Source organism: Pandoraea pneumonica (assembly GCF_902459645.1).
GTDB lineage: Bacteria > Pseudomonadota > Gammaproteobacteria > Burkholderiales > Burkholderiaceae > Pandoraea > Pandoraea pneumonica.
Map to the genome: position 1 here is coordinate 1,661,211 of NZ_CABPSK010000001.1, position 23,074 is coordinate 1,684,284.

At 61.2% G+C, this 23,074-nt stretch carries 15 protein-coding genes; 1 reads left to right on the plus strand and 14 read right to left on the minus strand.

From position 1 onward, the window contains the following. The 3 genes from PPN31114_RS07255 to PPN31114_RS07265 all read right to left on the minus strand — a co-directional run bounded on the left by PPN31114_RS07255 (nucleotide 1) and on the right by PPN31114_RS07265 (nucleotide 6,472). Complete coding sequence (locus PPN31114_RS07255) at nucleotides 1–4,908, minus strand: RHS repeat-associated core domain-containing protein (protein ID WP_150678735.1); 4,908 nt, start codon at nucleotides 4,906–4,908, stop codon at nucleotides 1–3. Nucleotides 4,909–4,938: 30 nt separating this feature from the next. Further along, nucleotides 4,939–5,901: a hypothetical protein gene (locus tag PPN31114_RS07260; protein ID WP_150678736.1), complete on the minus strand. Its 963-nt coding sequence runs from the start codon at nucleotides 5,899–5,901 to the stop codon at nucleotides 4,939–4,941. Between the two features lie 115 nt (nucleotides 5,902–6,016). Continuing rightward, on the minus strand, nucleotides 6,017–6,472 hold the full coding sequence (locus tag PPN31114_RS07265; protein ID WP_150678737.1) for a MaoC family dehydratase: 456 nt from the start codon (nucleotides 6,470–6,472) through the stop codon (nucleotides 6,017–6,019). A gap of 270 nt (nucleotides 6,473–6,742) precedes the next feature. Between PPN31114_RS07265 and PPN31114_RS07270 the strand changes: the two genes are divergently transcribed. After that, nucleotides 6,743–11,419 (plus strand): dermonecrotic toxin domain-containing protein, encoded by a 4,677-nt coding sequence (locus PPN31114_RS07270; RefSeq protein ID WP_150678738.1) that lies wholly within the window; start codon nucleotides 6,743–6,745, stop codon nucleotides 11,417–11,419. A 23-nt stretch (nucleotides 11,420–11,442) separates the two neighbouring features. Here the strand turns inward: PPN31114_RS07270 and PPN31114_RS07275 are convergent, their stop codons facing one another. The 11 genes from PPN31114_RS07275 to nuoG all read right to left on the minus strand — a co-directional run bounded on the left by PPN31114_RS07275 (nucleotide 11,443) and on the right by nuoG (nucleotide 23,050). Next, on the minus strand, nucleotides 11,443–11,931 hold the full coding sequence (locus tag PPN31114_RS07275) for a DUF1178 family protein (RefSeq protein ID WP_150678739.1): 489 nt from the start codon (nucleotides 11,929–11,931) through the stop codon (nucleotides 11,443–11,445). Between the two features lie 19 nt (nucleotides 11,932–11,950). After that, a complete protein-coding gene (locus PPN31114_RS07280; RefSeq protein WP_150678740.1) occupies nucleotides 11,951–12,544 on the minus strand; it encodes an NUDIX domain-containing protein in 594 nt (197 codons plus the stop codon). 96 nt (nucleotides 12,545–12,640) lie between these two features. After that, nucleotides 12,641–12,952, minus strand: coding sequence for a DUF2818 family protein (locus PPN31114_RS07285; RefSeq protein WP_150678741.1), 312 nt, complete (start codon nucleotides 12,950–12,952; stop codon nucleotides 12,641–12,643). 114 nt (nucleotides 12,953–13,066) lie between these two features. Next, nucleotides 13,067–14,536 (minus strand): NADH-quinone oxidoreductase subunit NuoN, encoded by a 1,470-nt coding sequence (nuoN, locus tag PPN31114_RS07290; RefSeq protein WP_150678742.1) that lies wholly within the window; start codon nucleotides 14,534–14,536, stop codon nucleotides 13,067–13,069. 20 nt (nucleotides 14,537–14,556) lie between these two features. Then, nucleotides 14,557–16,038, minus strand: a complete 1,482-nt coding sequence (locus tag PPN31114_RS07295; RefSeq protein ID WP_150678743.1) for an NADH-quinone oxidoreductase subunit M — start codon at nucleotides 16,036–16,038, stop codon at nucleotides 14,557–14,559. Between the two features lie 18 nt (nucleotides 16,039–16,056). Next, nucleotides 16,057–18,105, minus strand: coding sequence for an NADH-quinone oxidoreductase subunit L (nuoL, locus tag PPN31114_RS07300; protein WP_150678744.1), 2,049 nt, complete (start codon nucleotides 18,103–18,105; stop codon nucleotides 16,057–16,059). A gap of 17 nt (nucleotides 18,106–18,122) precedes the next feature. Beyond that, on the minus strand, nucleotides 18,123–18,434 hold the full coding sequence (gene nuoK, locus PPN31114_RS07305) for an NADH-quinone oxidoreductase subunit NuoK (RefSeq protein WP_023596640.1): 312 nt from the start codon (nucleotides 18,432–18,434) through the stop codon (nucleotides 18,123–18,125). Nucleotides 18,435–18,443: 9 nt separating this feature from the next. Then, the gene (locus PPN31114_RS07310) at nucleotides 18,444–19,079 is read right to left on the minus strand and encodes an NADH-quinone oxidoreductase subunit J (RefSeq protein ID WP_150678745.1); all 636 of its coding nucleotides are present in this window, start codon (nucleotides 19,077–19,079) and stop codon (nucleotides 18,444–18,446) included. 78 nt (nucleotides 19,080–19,157) lie between these two features. Further along, complete coding sequence (gene nuoI / locus PPN31114_RS07315) at nucleotides 19,158–19,649, minus strand: NADH-quinone oxidoreductase subunit NuoI (protein ID WP_039399235.1); 492 nt, start codon at nucleotides 19,647–19,649, stop codon at nucleotides 19,158–19,160. A 23-nt stretch (nucleotides 19,650–19,672) separates the two neighbouring features. Then, a complete protein-coding gene (gene nuoH / locus PPN31114_RS07320) occupies nucleotides 19,673–20,737 on the minus strand; it encodes an NADH-quinone oxidoreductase subunit NuoH (protein WP_058379365.1) in 1,065 nt (354 codons plus the stop codon). After that, nucleotides 20,738–23,050: an NADH-quinone oxidoreductase subunit NuoG gene (gene nuoG / locus PPN31114_RS07325; RefSeq protein ID WP_150678746.1), complete on the minus strand. Its 2,313-nt coding sequence runs from the start codon at nucleotides 23,048–23,050 to the stop codon at nucleotides 20,738–20,740. It abuts the gene before it with no gap. Between the last annotated feature and the right edge of the window lie 24 nt (nucleotides 23,051–23,074).

The window sequence follows — 23,074 nt, forward strand, 5'->3', positions numbered from 1 at the left end:
TCAGAACAACATGCTTTCAGAAACCTTCGAGGAGTTGCCGAAGGTACGAATATTCGACGACGCACCAGGTACCGTTTCAACGTTGACCGGCGCCCCTTCTGTACGCACACCGGGCTCAACGCTGGACAGGCCGACGGGTAACGCGCTGGTGACACTGTCGACGACACGCGGCCATGTTGAGCTGATCTTTCGTGACCTCATCATCGATGTACTCCGCTCCAACGTCCGCGGGGTGTGGCCACGAGTGGCATCCAGCGAATTCGCGCGTCCGCGTCCAAAGTCGGACGCCTTGCGCAGTCGACGCAACGCGATAGGACTCGCTCTACCCTGCGTCGAAACCGAACTGGCACGCCGGCCCGTTTCCTGACTCGCTTGTCTCGCGGCAGCACCGGCATCCAGCCTTGTTTTGGTCAGCCCTCGATACGTTCGGAGTACTCCTTTCCAGCCCGCCGCCATCGACCCCAGCGTCATGATGCCGCCCGCGAACGCGAGTATCGCCGCCGTTTCATGATCGCCCGTCGATCGGACCCCGACCGAAGTGGTCGCCGTGACCGAGCCCATCACGCCCAACGTGACTTTGGCCGCTGTGTAGACGGCGGTGGCGACGGTCGTCCCCTTGGCAACGGCCAGCGCAGTGGCACTTCCCGCCGCCACCAATCCCACCTGCCCCAGCGCCGCCTTCGCCGTCACGGCAAGCGCAATGCCCACGCCGGTGAGGCCGCCCGCCGTCGCGACGCTGATGGTGATCGCCACCGCTGAGGTTGCGACGCTCACCAAAACGCTCAACCAGCTGGGAAGGTGACCGCTGGGGTCTGTCGCATTGACCGGATCGATGCGCGCATACGGATTGAACCCTCCGCCATCGAACGGCGAATAAGTGTCGGGCACGAGGAACCGCGCCAACACCGGCGAGTACATCCGCGCATTGCCCAGCCATAGCCATTGCGTGACCGGATCGGGCGTCTCCCCATCGAAGGCGGGCACGCCGTCGAGCGCGGCACTTGCCTCGCGATACCCCGACGGTGAATAGACCAGCACGCGCGCTGCCTGCGCGTCGTAGGTTTGCATCACGCTCGCTTTTTGATCGACGGCGTAGACCCGCAACGCGCCGGACTGATCGATGTCGCCCGCACCACCGTCGAGATACACGCGCGACAGCGCACCGCGAATCTCCGTGACCAGCCGGTTCTCTCGAAACACGCGCTCGCGGGGCGGCTGCCCCGCCGGTGTCACGATGCACTGCTCGTCGAGCCCGTTGTAACGATAGGCGGCAAGCGCCGTGTCACCGCGCGACACGGAGAGCACCTGATCGAACGCGTTGTACTGCACGCGGTAGCCGCTCTCGGCCACGACCATTCGACCGGCGTCGTCGTACTCGAACGACTGCGTGCCGTCTGCCGCGCCGTAGCCTTCGTACACGAGCGACGTGAGTTGGGTCAGGTCATCGGCGTTTTCGTAGTGATACTCGGCCACTCCGACGGGCGCGGCAGGGCCGTAATGCCACGTCATGACACGCGTGATGTTGTCGAGCACATCGTATTCCCATTGCTGGAGTTCAATTCGCCGTGCCGGGTCATGGGGATCGTGAGGCGCCGTCTCTGCGCCGACGGCGGAATACAAGATCAGCCGACCACGCGCGTCGTATTCGAAGTTCTCGACCAGCATCGGCTGCGCACCGAGCTTGCGCTCACGCATGGAGATCAGATCCAAACCGTCGTACTGGTGCCCGATGGAAAACGTCGGATATCCGGGGGCAACATATTCGCGCAAGGTTTCGCGGCCCGCGTCGTCGTAAGTGAACGTCGTGGTCAACTTGCGTTGGCCCGCCTGCGTCACCCATTGCTCACCGATCCGGCCTAGTGCGTCGTAAATCATCTCGACGGTGACGTCGCCACAATGCACGGTGTCAAGGCGGCCGGTGTCAGGCTCGTAGTCATACTTATGCTCGCGGCCGGTCACGTCCGTGTAACTCAGCGGCGCGCCCAGTATCGACCAGGTATGCGATGCGCTGCGCGACGTATCACCTTCGCGCCACGTCTCGCTGAGCAGGTTCCCGGCGGCGTACCGCTTACACGTATAGTCGCTTTCCGGTTGTCCGGTCGTCTGCCTGCGCGCGTGCAGCAACAGCCCGGAGTGCTCGTCGTAGCCGTAATCGGTGAGCACCCCACCGTTTGCACGGCTCTTCACGTTCGACGGCAGCGATGGGTTGACCTCGTAAATCACGACCTCGCCGCCAGGAATGTGCGCCTCGCGGGGTTGGGTGCGATCGGCATCGAATTCCCACGTCGTCGTGCGCCCCCCGACCGTCTGCGAATGCACGCGCATCAAACCGTCGAATTCGCGCTGGCCCAGATCGATACCGTTCACGCGAATCGAGGCGACCTCCTCGGTGTCGGCATGCGGCGCGTAGCCGGTCTCGATCACATCGCTCGTGGGCAATTTCGTTTGTATCACGCGATCGGCAAAATCGTAGGTGTATTCGGTGCGGCGCTGACGGGTATCGGTCTCGCTGGCCAACCTCCCGAGTCCGTCATAGGTGTAGGCCGTGCGGCTGATCAACTTCTCGTCCACCGTGTGGCGCTCTTCCCAATCCGCCGCTTCGAAACGATTCATCTGCCTCGTCACGCGAGCGCTGCGCGCCTCGCCCGCCGACGTCCAGCGCGTCTCGACCCGCGTAATCGGATCGAACTCGGTGTGCTCCGTCAAACCGCCCGGCCCTTCCACCGCCACCTGCTGCTCCCAGTTGTCGTAGTGGAAATGCGTCTCCACAGCGATGGTCTGCGTGTCGTGCAGGTCGCGCTGAACCTCGCGCTGCGCACGGCCGAGCGCGTCGTAGTCGATACGGCGTACTTCGACATGCGCCCCTTGCGCAACGTCGGGGGCCATGCGCGTCTCGCGCACCAGTTGACCGGTGCCCTCGAAATGCTGCGTGATGACGACACCCGACGCCGTCGTGGTCGTCTGACTCACGTCACCGCCCGTCTGCCCCGCCAGTGAAAACGTGTGCTTGAGCGTGGTGGTGTATGCGGTCTCGCCCGATTTCGGCGTGATGGTCTCTTCGACCACGCGGCCGAGCGCATCGCGCACGAACGTCACGATTTCGTCGCCGTTCTCGCGCCGCGTTTCCTCCCCGGAAATCACCGATTCGTGCCGGGTCGCCTGACTGACCGTGTCGTCGAAATTTGTGTAGGTCGACTCGTCGGTGATCAAGGCGCCGTCGTTGACGTCGTAAGCGAATTCCGTCGTGATACTGCGTCCGCCCATGGTCTCGACTTGCTGCCACAAGCGACCGTGCAGCAGCAGCGAAAGCACGTTGTCGTCGTACTCGTACGTGATCGTCTTCTGAACGCCATCAGGCGTTTCGAGTGTTTGCTGGCTGCATTCGAGATAGCCTGGCGCTTGCGGTGCCATCGACGGCAACAACGCGTAGCGGTAACGAGTGGTGACCGTGTCGGCCTTCGTATTTGCCTTTCTCTCGATCAGCGTCGACGGCACCATGACCGTCGTCTTCACAGTACGTGGCGTCGCCCATATCGGATCGGGCGGGCAGCCGTCTTCGCCAGCGGGTGCGTAGTAAGTCGTGCGCTCTGCAATACCGTCCGGCCCCATCTCCTCGGTCGTGTTGCCCCAAGCGTCATAGGTATAAGTGGTGACATCGTCGCGCGACACACCACCGCGGCGATAACGCACGGTGCGCTGCTTGATCAGGCCGACGATGGCCGGCTGTTCGTACCACGACTTCCCCGTCTCGTCGTGGAAATCGGTCAATTGGGTCTGTTCGCAATCCCCTTCGGTGCGGCGCTCGATACGCGTGGCGTGGAAGCGATCGTATTCGCGATAAATCGCGACTTGCGCGCGCCCGTCGGCATCGAGCTTAGATTCCGTACTCGAATAGCGATAGTCGTGCGTGACCTTGTAAAGCGCGTCGTACGCATCCTCCCAATCGACACCGGCCTCGAACCCCAGAAAGTTATGCGTCGAGTAGGTGTAAGTCGTCACACGATGCGGCTGCCCTGCCCCCGGATCGAGCACATGACGCACGACGTATGGCAGCCGCTCCGGCTCCTTGTCGGGGAACTCGCCAAGTCGCAGCGGAAACGCGTGCCCCCTGTCGTCATAGACGATAGTCTCGACACTGCCCGTCGGCGAACTCACCTCGGTGAGCATCGCAAGATCGGCGGCGGTATAACGGCTATAGCGCAGCCGCCATGCCACTTGCCCGGGAATCGGCAGTTCAATCGACGTCACCAGATCGCCGGAAAGCAACATACGAAAGTCGATGGCGTTGCCGCCGGGTCCGGCCAACGTAATCGTGGCAGCCTGCAAGGTACGGCTGGCTCGCAGCAATTCTCGTTGCTCATGATCGGCAATCGACACCAGCATGGGATGCCCTTCGAAATGCTCCCAGGCCAGATGGATCGAGCGGCCCTGTGGCGAGATGATTTCAATCGGGACATAAGGCGATAACGGTTGGCTGTCGAACCGCTGCAACCGCTCACGGCGACCCGAGCGGTAGGTGATCGTGACGATGTCGCCCGATTTCTGGGCAATGAACGTCGGAAGTTTCATGTCAGGAAACTCGATCCGATTGTCGTAAATGATCGCCAGTTGCGTCTCCCCGTCGGCCAGCGACAGGCGCTTCGCATCGGGGCTCAGTCGGCTCATCCCCCATGACCAGCCTCGCCCCAGGCCGACGTCGGCGTTTTGCAAGGCGTCGAAGCCTAGCGACAACGCAAGGTCCGGCCCGGTCAACGCATTCATCGCCAGTTTCGGCAACGAAACCCGCATGTGGTAGGTGCCGGTGCGAGGATCGACACCCTTCTCGAGATAACTCAGAAAGCTCTGCGCGCCCGAGTAGAGTGCGCCGCCATCGGCCTGAGACCGTTCTTGTCCGGTGTCTGTCATCATGCGCCCCCGTCGTTGTGGGCCTGAAGGCAATCAGGCTTGACTGAGTGTCAGCGCATCGCACTCTGGCGTGATCGCGACTCGCACGCGATACGGGGTGCCGTACTGGTCGCGTAACAGGTAGGTGCAGCCTTGTCCGTTCGCGCCGGCCTGAAATGGGCCAAGGCTATTGTTCGACACGAACGCGATGGCACCGCATGCGTAACGCGGCCAGTCGTTCTTCGACACCCGGTAGTTACCCGTGAATTGCTCTTGGGAATAGACGAATGGAGATGTCGGCTGAGGGTCGTCGGGCGGCACGGCGTAACCGCAGAACGCGCCGCTTTGCGAGTTGGGGCTGAGCCATTTGAACGTGCTGGCAAAGCTTGCGGGGGCGACCTCCATGGTTTTGATCCCCAGGCGTGCGCCGCTCGGCAGCACGATGCCGAGGTAGTAGATCGTCACATTGACGTTTGCGCCGACGCTGAACTTGTACGTCTGCTCCCAGTCTTGATTCCACGCCGAAAACGGCGGGTTGGCCGGTGCGACGGGAATGAGGTCGATCTTGCCGTCGGCGCTGTTGACTTCTGCCGAGAAGAACTCCCTGTTATTTTCCAGCTTGATACGCGCACCGATCGTCTTGCGTGCATTGGCGAAGTCGGCCGTCTGCACGTAATAGTGTTGGAATTCGGTGTAGTTCTTGGTCTGCTGAGGCTCGATCTCCAAGCCCGGCGAATAGAAATCGTAGTCGTTCTTCGCGCGCGTGCAGCCCCAAGTGCCCTGCGGCACGGGCACATTCTCCTCATCATCCTTGATGATGGGGATCAACTGCTTCGTGTTGGCATCGAGGATGGTGAGCGTCGCGATCTCTTCACGCGACAGCGGGGCGTCGGTGACGATCTCGAATTCGAGCCTAATCTGGCAAAGCCCGTTGTTGTACGTTCTCTCCGACCCTGAGGCACTTCTGACCTTAAACACGGTGACGATCGTTGCCCGCCCAACCGATTTCGTATCCATGACGCACCTCGCCTTGTTGGCAATATGCAACCCATGTTACGAGCGTCGGAAAACGGCACAACTGTCAACGTTGACAGGTCACCCCGCGATCGCCGGGTTTGCCCGGCATGCCGAATCAGGCCCCGCGCTTCAGATACATCCCCGTCCCGCGGAACCGGCACACTTCCTCGCCGTGCTGATTCGTGGCCGTCCAGAGTTGGCGCACGATACCGCGATCGGGTTTGCTCTTCGATGCCCGCACTTCCAAGGTGCTGCTGGTCACGTTGATCGTGTCGCCGGGACGCACCGGCGCAAGCCATTCGATTTGCTCCACACCAGGTGAGCCCATGCTCGACGAGCGCGCAAGCAGCTTGTCGACATTCAATCGCATCATGATGCTGCACGTATGCCAGCCGCTCGCGACCAAACCACCGAAATGGGACGCGCGCCCAGCCGCTTCGTCGACGTGGAACGGCTGCGGATCGAACTGACGGGCGAAGTGCACGATCTCGTCGGCGGAGAACGTGTACGTCCCGAGATCGAACGTGTCGCCAACGGAAAAGTCCTCGAAATAGTAATCAAGTGTCGCCATGACAGCCTCCTTTTCGTGCGTGCGGATATCGAAATCGCGTGGCAGTGCAGTCCCGCGAAGCAGTCACTTTACACCGTTACCCAACCCCCACCCGGCGGCGCAATGAGCGTTTTCAGATAGCGGGTATTGTTTCCCCGCCCGCACCATCCATCACCTACCCCGCCGCCTCATCCTCTCGACGTTCTTTTCGCTGCTCCCGTCAAAATGATTAGCAATACTAACATTAGTGCTACGAAAACCACCTTAATCCCTGCCTCGACGGCGACGCCTGTGCCCACGCCACAACGCACACCGCAACTCACGCTTCCCGCTGCCGCTCCCGTCGATCGACAGACGTTCCAAACCCTGCTTGCCAAGCTGCACGCCGAGGACACGGCGCTGTGGGCCAGCAGCATGGAGCACGCCTGCGCTCGTCATCCAGAGCTTCGCGTCAGTTTGCTGCTCACGCTCACCGGCACGCCGCTGGCCGAAGTCGCCGAGTTCTTGAGCCAGGAGAACGACCCCATCGTTCAGGCACTCAACGATCACGCCGATCTCGCCCCCGGCATTCTCGCGTCGCTTGAGCGCGCGCTGGTGGAACGCCGTCCATACGAGACATTGGCCGAAACGTTTGCGCGTGTCGCCTCCCCGGGCAACTTGCGCGATATCCGACGCTCGCAAGAGAGAACACAAGCCGACGTGCCTTGCCCTCCCGAAGCGGGGCCTTGCGAAACCGGCAGCGATTGGAAGCAGCGGGTAAAGCAAGCCTTTATGTGGCTGTGGCTATCGGGGTCCGGTCACGATCCGTGGCGCGAGGATCGCGATTACGAGGCGATCGCCCGAGCGCTTGCCAAAGACGTGACGTCCGGCCCGACGCATCCGGCATGGCACAAGCACGGCCTCGCGGGCACGTTGACTGGCTTGCTTTACGCGCTTAACGGCACACCCCGCCCCGACATATCCAACGTATCCGACCTACCCAACGCATCCGACACATCCACCGTTTCGCCGCAGGCTTCGCAATTCAACGACATCGGCCGAGCCATCGGCAACTGTCTCGACACCGTCGTCACTGGCGTCGCCGACGCGATGAACGTGCCCTTATGGGCGGATCCGCTCGCCTTCCCCGCGGCGCAAGGCCTGCCGACCCAACGCACGACGACGCTGGCGCAGGCCTTGGAGCACCTGCATGCGGAACCCTTTCACCCGGCGCATCAGTTGCAGCCCCACCGCCTCACCCGCCGAGACGTCACCCCGCCAAACGCCGCCCCCCGCTCACCGCTATCGCCCTCGACCACGAGCCAACGCCTAACGGACCTCGCCATCACGCAGACGGATAGACACCTCGCGCAACAAGACATCGCGCAATATGTCGCCCCGCTCACGGATTGGAAGCAACGCGTCAAAGACAAACTCGCCAAGAGCGGCACTGGCACCGGCGCAAACTTCGATCCAGATCGATGGTTCTTGAACCGGTTCAAATACTTCACTCATCCGAGCGACCTGGCACCGGGGCAATGGCGCCGCACGGGGTTTGTGTCATCGACATCGCTGACCGACGCCGCCGTGCAACTCTTGGCGTCCGGCGAGGCACTGCCCGGTACCGAGGCGGAATACGGCATCTATTCGCACAACTCGCCCAAACACTCGCCCTACCTGCCCGTCGACGAATTGCCCTCACTCAACGTGACATCGTTCGTCGACGCCATTCAGACGAGCCGCACGCGTCTGGTTGAAACGCTTGGCGGGCTCGCCGCCTCAGACCGTCGCCTGGCTTCCGAAGTGATCGTGTACAGCCACTGGAAAGAGATGCTGGAAGAGGACTCGAAGCTGCGATATGCCGCCGGTCAGATATCCCATACCGGGTTAATTCTTGCCCAATTGGTCGTCTATGCGCCGAGTGCGGCGGCACGCGCGTCGTCCGACTCCGACATGACCGATATTCAAGGCTACCGGTTCGATGTCGGTGTGCCCGGCCAGAACGGCACACTGCAACCGGGCGGCATGTTTGCGGTCTCTCAAACCTCCCTTCGCACGACAGGCGAAAGCGGTCGACTCATCGTGTACGTGGCGGGCAGTTCGGCACCGATCCAGGAATTCGCGTCGATGGAAGGTCTGAGGAATGACCTGTTGCGCGGCAATGAATCGATCCTCTACAACGAACTGGTGCAGCGCCTGCCGTTGAGCGTCTCGCAGCGTTGCGTGAATGGCGCAATGTGCAACATTACCCTCGCGGAGACCGGTGACGACTTGATCCAGATGTCGCTCGATGTCGCCTTCACCGTCATACATCGAGAAACGATGGACACGGGACAGGAGGTCGTGAGCGATGCGCGCGGCCAAACATGGACGCAGTGGCTCGCCGGTGCGCCATCGGAAGTCGTTGAAAGCGAACTCGCGGCGTCCCGGCCCAGAGGCTACCCAGACACGCTCCCCGCCGATCGCCAGTTAAATCTTCGCCTGCGAACGATGCAGCAGGTACGCGATGCGGTTGAGCTGCGCGCCACCATTTCAGGAGCGCTTCCCGACCTTCATGAAGGTGCGTCGCGCTATGTCGCGCAGTTGATCAAGACCGCCACCGGCGTGACGCTCAATCCGGCGAAGGTGTTCGTTCACATTTACAAGATCAATGAGCGGGCGAGTCCGCTCGCCCACCAGTCGTGGAAACCGGTGCAGTCCTCCGGGACGGTCACCTTGAGCCAGCTCGTCATCGACATTGCCGAGGGGACGCGCCCGAGCACCGTGCCCCCTAGCGCGAAAGTCATCTTTTCGCTCGATGCAAATCCAGTCGGGGCGCGCTCGTTCGCGGTGGGCAGCCTGACGCCAGAGGCGTTGCTCTCACTGATCGATACCGGGGCATTCGTCGCCGAGCAAACCCGAGCGCTGACCACATTCTGGTCGGAACACCAGGGAAACGTTCGAACGACGCTGAAGTCCTCGTTCACCATCGACGCGTATATGCAGTATCACGATGGATTGTTACTGCGTGAAGGGGCCGACATTGCGCGCCAGATTACGCGATGTCCGAGCTTCGATACGCTCGACCTCGATCATGTGCAAGACACTTTCGACCCTGCGGATTCGACGGTTATTGCCTCGTGGCTGCGCATCGGGGTGGCCGTGTCGGAGATTCAAGAATTTACCGACCAGACGACGGGCTGGATCCTAATCTGGGCACCGCGCTTGTTAGACAACAACATGAAAGCCTTCGCGAATCGGAAGCAATACAACGATTGGCTAGAGCAGCAAGCACAAACGCTCGAAGGACGGACTCGCCTGCTCAGCTGCTTCTCGCGTGAAGATCGTCACGGCGAGCACGGCGAAGCGCTCAAGAGCTTGCTGGCGCTCGTCGGCTCCGACGCGCCATTGGCGCACCTCATCTCCCGCAGCGCCCCCATGACAGGAGATCCGTTCACGGCATATGTCCAGGTCTTCCGTGAACGCACTAGCGAACTGAGCCTCCACTCAGTCCCCAGAGATCCGGCGGAACCGGTCGTTCTGCTGTTACATGCGCTGACGGCCATCAATTGGATCACCGGGCTGGGCACCGCCTTTCGCTTGCCCATTCCGGGCCTGATGGAAGCCAATGCGGTGTTGTCGGCCACCGACATGCTGTTGGGGGGAATGTCTGCCGCGCTTGGCGACGAGGCCGTCAGCTCGGCGGGGTGGGCCTCTTTGCTCACCGGCATCACCGGCGGCATTCCGATCGGCTGCTACTACCGGGCCAGTACGGCCGTCCAACGAGAGTTGCTGCCGTTCGTCGACCGCACGCCGCTCTCACGGCTCACGATGCTAATGCCGAATCTGTATCGGGGAGAGACAGGGCTGATCGTCGCGTCGGGCGATAAGCGATTCGCCATCGAGTACTACCCCGCCGAAGGCACCTGGCGGTTGACCGATCCCAAGGGCATCGCGGGGCCCGGGCCGTCGATATCGCAAACCTATGGCTACGAATGGGTGCTCGAATCCGATTTGATGATGTCGGATTCAGAAGCGGGCATCACAGCGGTTTTTCACGAAGACATCAGCCGCGAATTTGTCGATGTTCAATATCGCGCGAAGTGTGCCACGCTGGCCAATTCCGCCGACCCGGCGGAGCGCGCGGCGTTCGCGGCGGGCAAGCAGGAGGCCGGTGCCAGCTTTCTGAAGTGGGATGAAACGTATCGCCCCGCCGATCTGCTCAAGCTGGACCTCATCAGCTTGGATCCGAAAGACGCGAAGCTAGCTGGCATTCTGGCGCGCAGAGTCGAAGATGCGCTACGGTTCGAAGCCACGCAGCGAGCCCTTGTCAACGCCAGGATCGTTGCCGCGCAAGTGCGCGAAGCCGGGGGCACACTCGAGGCGTTCACGCAAACGGCCTATATCAACAGCAATGCCGACGGCCATACCGGCTTCTGCCTGCCGTTGACGCGCGCGATGACCGCCGCCCTGCATATGGGCAAAGAAGACGCGTTCATCGGCAATATCCGGAACGCCATCGAAGCGCCGAAGTCGGACGCCGCGATCAAGCTTCGCAATGGCCTCATCGCCTTGCATTCCAACGTCAACGCACGACAGCTTGAAATACCGCTGCGCGGCGTGCGCCTCACCGACAACGCTCTAACAATCGAAGAGCTCTTCCGTCTATTGACTTCAGAGTCCGCGGGCGTGAATTCGTACCTGATAAAAACACGCGCGCATGCGATGTCCGTCACCCTGAGTGGCGACGCATCGTGGTTCTACGATGCCAATTTTGGGCTGGCGAAATTCGAGTCGCGGCAGGCACTCGCCGAGGCATTCATCAAACACTTGTTAGACGGGGGACTTGGCCATCTTTATCAGGCCTATGGCAGCCGAAACAACATGCTGTTTCTGGTCGATAAGCTGCAAACGCACTTAATGCGTCGCATCGAATTGACACCTGGCGTGTTCGTCAACGACCTGCTCGAACCGCTGTTCGACCGCGCTGTCCCGCCGTCTGGTTCCTGAGCGGACGCGTGCCGGAGGAGGCGCTATTGCAGCGTTTCCTTCGCACCCTCAGGGATCGGCAGCGCCATGACGTCGATCCCTTCGTCGGCCAGTGCCTCAGTCTCTTCGCGCGTGGCGACGCCCCGAATATTGCGTTCGGGGGCTTCCTGATAGTGGATCTTGCGGGCCTCTTCGGCGAAATTCTTGCCGACGTCTTCGGTGTTGGCGATGACGTGGCGCACCGCCTTCATCCACAGCGACTGAATCTGCCGTTGGGCTTCGGCGACTTCGGGGGGCAGCTGCGCCTTGCTCTGTGCCACCGGTGCGGCAGCAGGTGTGTTCGATGGGGTATCGCGTCCTGTGGCGCCCGACAGGTTCAGTCGAGGGGCCGACGGCACGCGCACGATGCCCGTGTCGCCGCAAACCGGGCAGGACACCAGCCCCCGGGCTTGCTGCGACAGGTAATCGTCCTCCGAGCCAAACCAGCCCTCGAAGGTGTGCTCGTGCGCACAACGCAAATCAAAAACCTTCATGACGCGACACCCCAAGACTTCAACGCAGCGGCGAACGCTCGTTCGGCTGCCAGACGCCGGATATTACCTTTTCCAGCCAAAACGCGCCGATAACCGATTTCACGTCCGTGATGCGGCCATCGCGCACCCATTGCAGCAACTCGGTCGCGGGCATCTTGAACACGTCGAGAAACTCGCCGTCGTCGAGCTTTTGCTCGCCCAGCGTCAGGTCGCGCGCAAGCCAGATGTCGATGAACTCGGTTGAGTAGGAAATCACGGGGTGGATGCGCGTCAGATAGTCCCAACGCTCCGCGTGGTAACCGGTCTCTTCGAGCAACTCGCGCTTGCCGCAGGCCAAACCACCCTCGGCTTCGTCGAGCTTGCCCGCAGGCAGTTCCGTCATCACGCGACGCAGCGGATAGCGGTATTGGCGCTCCATGAGCACTTGCCCGTCTTCGAACAACGGAATCACCATCACCGCGCCCGGATGCGTGGTGTATTCGCGCACAGCGGTCTTGCCGTCGGGCAAACGCACGTTGTCGCGCTTGATGGTCAGGAATGCGCCCTCGTAGACGGTGTCGCTCGTAATCTGCGTCTCTACAAGGTGCTGATCGTCAATTTGACGTTGAGTCATGAAACCCCCATGGCCACACAAAAATCGTACAAAACCATCCAAAACCGTCCAAAACAAAACGCCGCCCAGCGGGCGGCGTCTCGGGAAGCCAACATCTCAGGCGGCAGCCGCCGGTCGATGTCGCCACAAATACCGGTAGACGAACCCCGGAAACGCGAACACGACGAACAGACTCGCCGTCACCGCATAAAACTCCCAGCCCTGCGCGAACACGTTGCCGATGCTCTTCTCGATCAGATAACCGAGTGCACCCACCACGAAGTACGCGACCACCATCTCCAGCAACCGCAGCCATAGCGACTTCACCGGTGCCTTGCGGGCCAGAATGCCGAACAGGCGCTGGTTCACGAACGGCAAGTTCGCGCCCAGCACAGCCAGCAGAATGACAAGTGTACCGCCTGCTGTCATGCCCATTGTTCTCGTCTCCGTAATTCTGGCTTTATTCGTCAGAAGGGGCCGGTCATGCCATGCATGCCCTGCCCCATTCGTCTTACGTCTTGCTTTCCGACTTGCTGGCTAGCGTTAGCTTGCCAACGTCAGCTTGATCGTGCGCAGGCACCAGTCCATCAGCGGGCCGGGCATCAAGCCCAGATACACCAGCACCAGACCGTTGAGCGAGAGCACCAGGCGCATCGTGCCGCTGCCTTCCAACGCGTTGCTGTCTTCCGGCTTGTCGAAGTACATCAGCTTCACGACACGCAGGTAGTAGAACGCACCGATCAGCGACGCGATCACGGCGACCACGGCCAGCCAAACCATACCGGCGTTCACGACAGCTTGCAGCACGGCCAGCTTCGCGTAGAAGCCTGCCAGCGGCGGAATGCCAGCCAGCGAGAACATCAGCATCAGCATGACGAAGGCAAACCACGGGCTACGCTGGTTCAGGCCCTTCAGATCCGACAGGTTCTCAGCTTCGAAACCCTTGCGCGAGAGCAGCAGCACGATACCGAACGTGCCCAGCGTCGTCAGCAGGTAGATCACGCTGTAGAACAGCGACGAACCGTACGCATCGGCGATACCGTCGATCTTGCCGCCCACCACGCCCGAGAGCATGCCCAGCAGCACGAAGCCCATGTGCGAGATCGTCGAGTACGCCAGCAGACGCTTGACGTTGGTCTGCACGATGGCCGTCAGGTTACCGATCACCAGCGAGAGCACCGCCAGAATGATCAGCATCTGTTGCCAGTCGATCGCCAGCGGCAGCATGCCTTCGACGAGCAAACGCAGCAGCAGTGCAAAGGCACCCAGCTTCGGTGCGCCGCCGATCAGCAGCGTGACCGGCGTCGGTGCGCCCTGATACACGTCAGGCACCCACATGTGGAACGGCGCAGCACCCAGCTTGAAGGCCAGACCGGCGACGATAAACACCACACCGAACACCAGCACGATCTTGTTGACCGCACCCGAGGCGATGACTTCGAAGACCTTGGCCAGTTCGAGCGAGCCGGTCGCGCCGTACATCATCGACATGCCGTACAGCAGGAAGCCCGAAGCGAGCGCGCCCAGCACGTAGTACTTCATGGCCGACTCGGTCGCATTCGTCGAATCGCGCCACACGGCAGCGAGGGCGTACAGCGACAGCGACATCAATTCCAGACCCAGATACAGCGTCAGGAAGTTGTTGCCGGAAATCATCACCGACAGGCCCAGCAGCGAGAACAGGCTGAGGATGTAGAAATCGCCACGGGCGAGACCGCGCGCTTCCAGATACTTCTGGCCGTAGACGAACGTCATGAACGTTGCCAGACCGCCGAAGGCCTTGAGCAGGTTCGACATCGGGTCGGCAACGAACACATTGCCGAACAGATAGTGCGACGCCGGATCGCTGGCGTTGCACGCCCACAGCACGGACACGACCGCAGTCGTGATGAGTGCCAGCACGTAGTTCAGCTTGCGCGTCTGGCCGAGGAACGCGTCGCACATCATGATCACGAGGATCATGAGCAGCAGGATGGCCTCCGGCAACGCAGGCAGCAGATTAATGTTTTGCATGATCTAGATTTCCTCCCCGATTACGGCAGCTTGGTCTGCGCCACGTGGGCGAGGAGGTTAACCACGGAGGTGTGCATCAGGTCCGTGAAAGGCTTCGGATAGATACCCATGAACAGCGTGAGTGCAGCCAACACGGCCAGCATGAAGAACTCGCGCTTGTTGATATCGATCAGCTCGCGCACGTGGTCGTTGGCAATCGCACCGAAGATCACGCGCTTGTACATCCACAGCGAATAGGCCGCACCGGTAATCAGCGAAGTCGCTGCCAGCAGACCCACCCAGAAGTTCAGCTTCACGGCGCCCAGAATCACCAGGAATTCACCCACGAAGCCCGACGTCGCCGGCAGACCGCTGTTGGCCATCGCGAACAACATGAAGAACGCGGCAAACTTCGGCATCGTGTTCACCACACCGCCGTAATCGGCGATGTTGCGCGAGTGCATGCGGTCGTACAGCACACCGATACACAGGAACATCGCGCCCGACACGAAGCCGTGCGAGATCATCTGCACCAGTGCACCTTGCATGCCGATTTCGCTGAACATGAAGAAGCCCAGAATCGCGAAGCCCATGTGAGCGATCGACGAGTAAGCCACCAGTTTCTTCATGTCGGTCTGCACCAGGGCCACGAGGCCGATGTAGACGACGGCGATCAGCGCCAGCGTGATCATGAAACCCGACAGATAGTGGCTAGCGTCCGGCGCGATCGGCAGCGAGAAGCGCAGGAAACCGTACGCACCCAGCTTCAGCATGATCGCGGCCAGCACGACCGAACCGCCGGTCGGGGCTTCCACGTGGGCATCCGGCAGCCAGGTATGCACCGGCCACATCGGCACCTTCACCGCGAATGCCATGAAGAACGCCACGAACAGCAGTATCTGCACGTTCATCGGAATCTTCGCCGCGTACCAGTCGGTCAGCGTGAACGAGCCCGTTGCGTTGTACAGGTAAATCAGCGCGACCAGCATCAACAGCGATCCGAGCAGCGTGTACAGGAAGAACTTGAACGCTGCGTACACACGGTTCGGGCCGCCCCACACACCGATGATCAAATACATCGGGATCAGCGTGGCTTCGAAGAACACGTAGAACAGCAGGCCGTCTTGTGCCGAGAACACGCCGATCATCAGACCCGAGAGGATCAAGAACGCGGCCATGTACTGCGACACGCGCTCTGTGATCACTTCCCAGCCCGCGATGACCACGATCACCGTGATCAGCGCCGTCAGCACCACCAGCCACAGCGAAATGCCGTCGATGCCGAGGAAGTAGTTGATGTGAAAGCGTGCGATCCAGCTCGTCTTTTCGACGTATTGGAAGGCCGACGTATTGGCGTCGAAATTCGAGATCAGCGGCAGCGTGACCAGGAAGCTCACCAGCGAACCGATGAGCGCCAGCACGCGTGCGCCCGTCGGGTTACGGTCATTTCCCACCGCGAGGACAACGATCCCCGACAAAATGGGCAGCCAAATGGCCAGACTCAGAAGCGGTAGCGATTGCATTGTTATTGGCTCCCCCTTTTACTTGCCGTTCAACGTCACAAACAGCGTCAGGAGCCCGAGCATGCCGATGATCATGGCGAACGCGTAGTGATAGATGTAACCCGATTGCATGAAGCGGATGACGCCGGCGAACCAGCCCACCAGACGCGCGCTGCCGTTGACGACGGCGCCGTCGATCAGGCCTTGGTCGCCCGCCTTCCACAGGCCGCGGCCAATCTTCAGCGCGCCCTTGGCGAAGACCACTTCATTGATCTTGTCCATGTAGTACTTGTTGTCGAGCAGGTTGTAGATGCCCGAGAAGCGGCTCTTCAACGCGGCCGGAATGTCCGGGCGCTTGAGGTAGAAGAACGCGGCCAGCAAGATACCCAGTGCCGACAGTGCGATCGGCAGCGTGCCGAACGAGTGCAGCGCCATGGCAACCCAGCCGTGGAATTCTTGACCCAGTTCTTCCATCGCCGGGTGATTCTCGCCGATGAAGATGACGTCCTTGAATGCCACGCCTTGCTTGAAGAACGAGCCGAAGAGCATCGGGGCGATCGCGATGGCACCGATGATCACCGACGGAATCGCCAGCAAGATCAGCGGAATCGTCACAACGGCCGGCGATTCGTGCGGCTTCTGGCCCGGGGCCAGACCGTGGTGCTCGCCGTGATCGTCTTCTTCGTCCGCGTGATGGGCGTCGTGGTGGTCATGATGTGCCTGACCGAAACGCTCCTTGCCGTGGAAGACGAGGAAGTACATACGGAACGAGTAGAACGCGGTCACGAAGACGCTGGCGACCACTGCGAAGTAGGCGAAGCCCGAACCCGGCAGATGCGAGGCGGCCACCGCTTCGATGATCGAGTCCTTCGAGTAGAAACCGGCGAAGAACGGCGTACCGATGAGTGCAAGCGAACCGAGCAGCGACGTGATCCAGGTGATCGGCATGTACTTCCACAGGCCGCCCATGTTGCGCATGTCCTGATCGTGATGCATGCCCATGATGACCGAGCCCGCACCGAGGAACAGCAGCGCCTTGAAGAACGCGTGCGTCATCAGGTGGAAGATAGCGACCGGGTAGGCCGACACGCCGAGCGCGACCGTCATGTAACCGAGCTGCGAGAGCGTCGAGTAGGCCACGACACGCTTGATGTCGTTCTGGATCATGCCCAGGAAGCCCATGAACAACGCCGTGATCGCGCCGATGATCGTGATGAACGACAGCGCGGTGTCCGAGAGCTCGAACAGCGGCGACATGCGGCTCACCATGAAGATACCGGCGGTCACCATCGTGGCCGCGTGGATCAGTGCCGAAATCGGGGTCGGGCCTTCCATCGAGTCGGGCAGCCAGACGTGCAGCGGGAACTGTGCCGACTTACCCATGGCGCCGATGAACAGGCAGATACAAGCCACGGTAATCAGACGCCAGTCGGTGCCCGGGAACGACAGGGCCGCGACATCGTTCGCCTTGGCGAAGACTTCGCTGTAGTTCAGCGTGCCCGTGAAGGCCAGCAGCAGACCGATACCGAGCAGGAAACCGAAGTCACCCACGCGGTTGACCAGGAACGCCTTCATGTTGGCGTAGATGGCCGTCGGACGCGTGTACCAGAAACCGATCAGCAGGTACGAGACCAAGCCCACCGCTTCCCAGCCGAAGAACAGTTGCAGGAAGTTGTTGCTCATCACAAGCATCAACATCGAGAACGTGAACAGCGAGATGTACGAGAAGAAGCGTTGATAGCCGGGGTCTTCCGCCATGTAGCCGATGGTGTAGATGTGCACCATGAGCGAGACGGAGGTGACCACGCACATCATCGTGACGGTGAGCGTATCGATCAGGAAGCCGATCTCGAGCTTGAGGTCGCCGATGCGTGCCCATTCGTAGACGGTAGCGTTGAAGCTCGCGCCGTTCATGACGTCGAGGAACGTCATGACCGAAAGGATAAACGCGACCAGCACGCCGAGGATCGTGACCGTGTGCGCGCCCGCGCGTCCGACTTGCTTGCCGAACAGACCGGCGATCACGGACCCGGCCAGCGGCGCCAGCGGGATCGCGAGCAACAGTGTGGGATTCAGTGTGGATGCCATAACAGCGTTCGCTTTTATTAACCCTTGAGGCGGTCGAGATCTTCGACGTTGACCGTTTCGAGCTTACGGAACAACGTGACCAGAATGGCCAGGCCAATCGCAGCTTCTGCGGCGGCCACCGTAAGGATGAAGAACACGAATACCTGACCGGCAATGTCGCCCAGGTAATGCGAGAACGCGACGAAGTTCAGATTGACCGCGAGCAACATCAGCTCGATGGCCATCAGCAGCACGATCACATTTCTGCGGTTGAGGAAGATACCGGTAATGCTGATCGCGAAGAGAATCGCGCCCAACACCAGGTAATGCGCTAGCGACAACGACATCATGCTGGCTCCTTATTCCGCCGCCGGCGTGTCGGCGCCGGTGGACTGCTGCCGGGCTTCGGCGGGCATCGACACCAGACGCACGCGGTCGCGTTTCTTCACGCGCACCTGCTTGCTCGGGTCGGTCTGTTTGTGGTCCTTACGGGTACGCATCGTGAGCGCAATCGCTGCGACCACGGCCACCAGCAGGATCAGACCTGCCACTTCGAAGGCAAAGATATAGTCGGTGTACAGCGCAATGCCCAAGGCCTTGGTGTTCGGCACGTCCGGTGCCGAGACTGCCTTGACCGGCGCACGCGTGGCACCGTAGCCGCGCATGAGCACGAGCGCCGCTTCGACGATCATGATCGCGCCGACGGTGCTCGCCAGCGGAATGAACTTGCCGAAACCGCGTCGCAGTTCGTCGAGATTGATGTCGATCATCATCACCACGAACAAGAACAGCACCATCACCGCGCCGACGTACACGAGCACCAGCATGATCGCGAGGAACTCAGCCTCGAGAAGCATCCAGATCGCAGCAGCGTTGAAGAATGCCAGCACCAGGAACAGTGCCGACTGCACGGGGTTGCGCGAGGTCACGACCTTCAGACCCGAGACCACGAGGATCAGCGCAAACACGTAGAAAAGTAAGGTTGTGAATTCCATAATCACCGGAGTGTCGCCAAATTAGCCAACGTCAATGCCGCACCGGGCGCGCCGCCAAGCGTCGCGCCCTGCCCCGCTTTAACGGTACGGCGCATCGGCCGCCTTGGCCGCCGCGATTTCGTTTTCGTAACGATCGCCCACCGCGAGCAACATCTCTTTGGTGAAGTACAGATCGCCACGCTTCTCGCCGTGATACTCGAGAATGTGCGTCTCGACGATCGAGTCCACCGGGCAGCTTTCTTCGCAGAAGCCGCAGAAGATGCACTTGGTCAGATCGATGTCATAGCGCGTGGTACGACGCGTATTGTCTTCACGCACGTCCGATTCGATCGTGATGGCCATTGCCGGGCACACCGCTTCGCACAACTTGCATGCGATGCAGCGTTCTTCGCCGTTCGGGTAGCGGCGCAGCGCATGCAGACCGCGAAAACGCGGCGACAGCGGCGTCTTCTCTTCCGGAAACTGCACCGTCACCTTACGTGCGAACGTGTAGCGCCCTGTGAGCGCCATGCCCTTGAGCAGTTCCAACAACAGGAAACTGCCGAAAAAGTCTTTGATTGCCCTTACCATGGGATTCCTCTACTCCGTTCGCCTCAGCCCCAGATGTTCCAGGGGGACATGATCCAGACACCCACCACGATCACCCAGACAATCGTCAGCGGCAGGAAAACCTTCCAGCCCAGACGCATGATCTGGTCGTAGCGGTAGCGCGGGAACGTCGCACGCACCCAAATGAACACCGACAGCAGCAGGAACACCTTGAACGCCAGCCAGAACACGCCCGGGATGAACGACAGGAAGCCAAACGGCGCACTCCAGCCACCCAGGAACAGCACCGAGGCCAACGCCGAGATGATGATCATGTTGATGTACTCGGCCAGGAAGAAGAGCGCGAAGCCCATGCCCGAGTATTCGATCATGTGACCAGCCACGATTTCCGATTCGCCTTCCACCACGTCGAACGGGTGGCGGTTCGTTTCCGCGATACCCGAGACGAAGTACACGACGAACATCGGCAACAGCGGCAGCCAGTTCCACGACAACAGGTTCACGCCCATGCTGGCGAACATGCCGTGCTCTTGCGAGCGCACGATGTCCGACAGATTCAGCGAGCCAGCCGTCATCAGCACGCACACCAGCGCGAAGCCCATCGCGATTTCATACGAAATCATCTGAGCCGACGCGCGCATGGCGCCGAGGAACGCGTATTTCGAGTTCGATGCCCAACCGGCCAGAATCACGCCGTACACACCGATCGACGAAATCGCCATCGCGTACAGCAGACCGGCGTTCACGTCGGCGAGCACTGCGCCCGGCTGGAACGGGATCACCGCCCAGATGGCGAAGGCCGGCAGCACCGCCATCACCGGAGCGATGGCGTAGATGCCTTTGCTGACCTGCGTCGGCGTAATGACTTCCTTGAGCAGGAGCTTCAACACGTCGGCGATCGGCTGCAACAGACCGGCCGGACCCACGCGGTTCGGACCGAGACGCACGTGCATCCAGCCGATGAGCTTGCGCTCCCACAGAATCAGGTACGCCACGCACAGCAGCAGGATGACGGCCACGACGAGGATGCGCACCAGCGCCCACACCGTCGGCCAGGCCACGCCCAGCAGTTGCGTGCCGTATTGATTGATGACTTCGTTCAGGCTCATTTACGCCTTCTCCACCGAAATTTCACCGAACATCGCGCCAAGCGCAGCGGACGCCGGCGTGGCTGCCGGGACGCGCACCACGTTGGCAGGCAACGTTTCCGAGCGAGCTGCCGGCAGCGTGACCACCGCATCGCCTTGGCGAACGCGCACGGCGTCGCCGGCAGCGAGGCCGAGGCTGTCGAACAGTGCCGCCGGCAGCGTCGCGCGCAGCGAAGCCTTGGCGTCGTTGGTCAATTGCAGCGACGGGGCGCGGCGCACCAGCGCGTCGGCCGAGTAAATCGGCACATCGGCCAGACGTTGCAGACCCTGTGCAGCGGCCTTCGGCGCAGCCAGCGTTGCCGTGGCGCGGTTGTCGAGCGAAGCGGCCGAGAAACCGGCGAGCGCTTCTGCACGCACTTGTTCCACGGTGTCTTGTTCGAAACCTTGCAGCTTGAGCAGGTTGCCCAGCACGCGCAGCACCTTCCAGCCCGGACGCGTTTCGCCCAGCGCGCGCACCACACCGTTGAAGTGTTGCGGCAGACCTTCGGCGTTGACGAACGTACCGGCCGTTTCCGTGAACGGGGCGATCGGCAGCAGGACGTCGGCGTATTCGAGACCGTGCTTGAACGGCGAGAGCGAAACGACCATCTTCGCGCCGCTCAGTGCTGTGAGTGCTTGCTTCGCGTCGGCCGAGTCGAACTCGGGTTCGGCGTTGAGCAGCACGTAAGCCTGACGCGGTTGCGCGAACAATGCCGCAGCGCCCTTCGCGTTGGTGGCCTTCACTGCGTAGCCGCCGACCGTGTTGGCGCCTTCGGTCAGGAAGCCCAGCGTGGCGCCCGTGATGTCAGCGATCACTTGCGCGATGGCATGCAGTTGCGCGAATTCCGGATGCTGAACGGCAGCGTTGCCCAGCAGAATCGCACGGCGCTCGCCGTTGATCAGCGAAGCGGCGATCGCCTCGGCAGCGTCGCTCGCCGTAATACCGGCCAGTTCTGCCGGTGCGGCAACGCCCTTGGCAGCCGCAGCCGCTACAGCGATACCGGCCAGTTCGCTTACCCATGCGCCCGGTGCAGCGATGATCTTGTTCGCGAGCTTCACGAGCAGATCGTCGTCCGAGCCGTGCAGCAGGTTCAGTTGACCGCCAGCCTTCACCGCCGAACGCAGACGCGAGGCGAACAGCGGATGATCCTTGCGCAGGAACGAACCGACGACCAGCGCGCTTTGCAGCGTGTCGAGTTCCGTGATCGGCAGGCCGAGCCACGGGGCACCCTTCGTACCGCCCGACACGTCCGTTTGACGCAGGCGGAAGTCGACGTTGTCGCTGCCCAGTGCGCGCACGAACTTTTGCAGCAGGTGCAGTTCTTCGACGGTCGCGTGCGGCGAGGCCAGACCGGCAACGGCGTCGGCGCCGAAGTCGCGAATGATGTCCGTCAGGCCGTGGCCGACGTACTCAAGCGCCGTCTGCCAGTCGACTTCGTGCCACTCGCCGCCTTGCTTGAGCATCGGCTTGGTGAGGCGCTCGTCGCTGTTCAGACCTTCGTACGAGAAACGATCCTTGTCCGAGATCCAGCATTCGTTGACCGCTTCGTTTTCGAGCGGCACCACGCGCATGACCTTGTTGTTCTTCACTTGCACCACGAGGTTCGCGCCCACGCCATCGTGAGGGCTCACCGACTTGCGGCGCGACAGTTCCCACGTACGGGCGCTGTAACGGAACGGCTTCGACGTCAGCGCACCCACCGGGCACAGGTCGATCATGTTGCCGGACAGTTCGGAGTCGACCGTCTTACCGACGAACGACGTGATTTCCGAGTGCTCGCCACGGCCCAGCATGCCGAATTCCATCACCCCGGCCACTTCCTGACCGAAGCGCACGCAGCGCGTGCAGTGGATGCAACGCGACATTTCTTCCATCGAGATCAGCGGGCCCACATTCTTGTGGAACACCACACGCTTCTCTTCCTGGTAGCGCGATGCCGATTTGCCGTAACCCACTGCCAAATCTTGAAGTTGGCACTCACCGCCCTGATCGCAGATCGGGCAGTCGAGCGGGTGGTTAATCAGCAGGAACTCCATCACCGATTGCTGCGCTTTCACAGCCTTCTCGGAGTTGGTGCGCACGATCATGCCGTTGGCAACGGGCGTGGCGCAGGCCGGCACGGCCTTCGGGGCCTTTTCGACCTCGACCAGGCACATACGGCAGTTCGCTGCGATCGACAATTTCTTGTGATAGCAGAAGTGGGGAATATAGGTGCCGTTCTTCTTGGCAGCCTGGATCACCATGCTGCCTTCGGGCACCTCGACCTTTTGGCCGTCAATTTCGATTTCAACCATAGCGGTTCAATGCCAAGCGTCAAA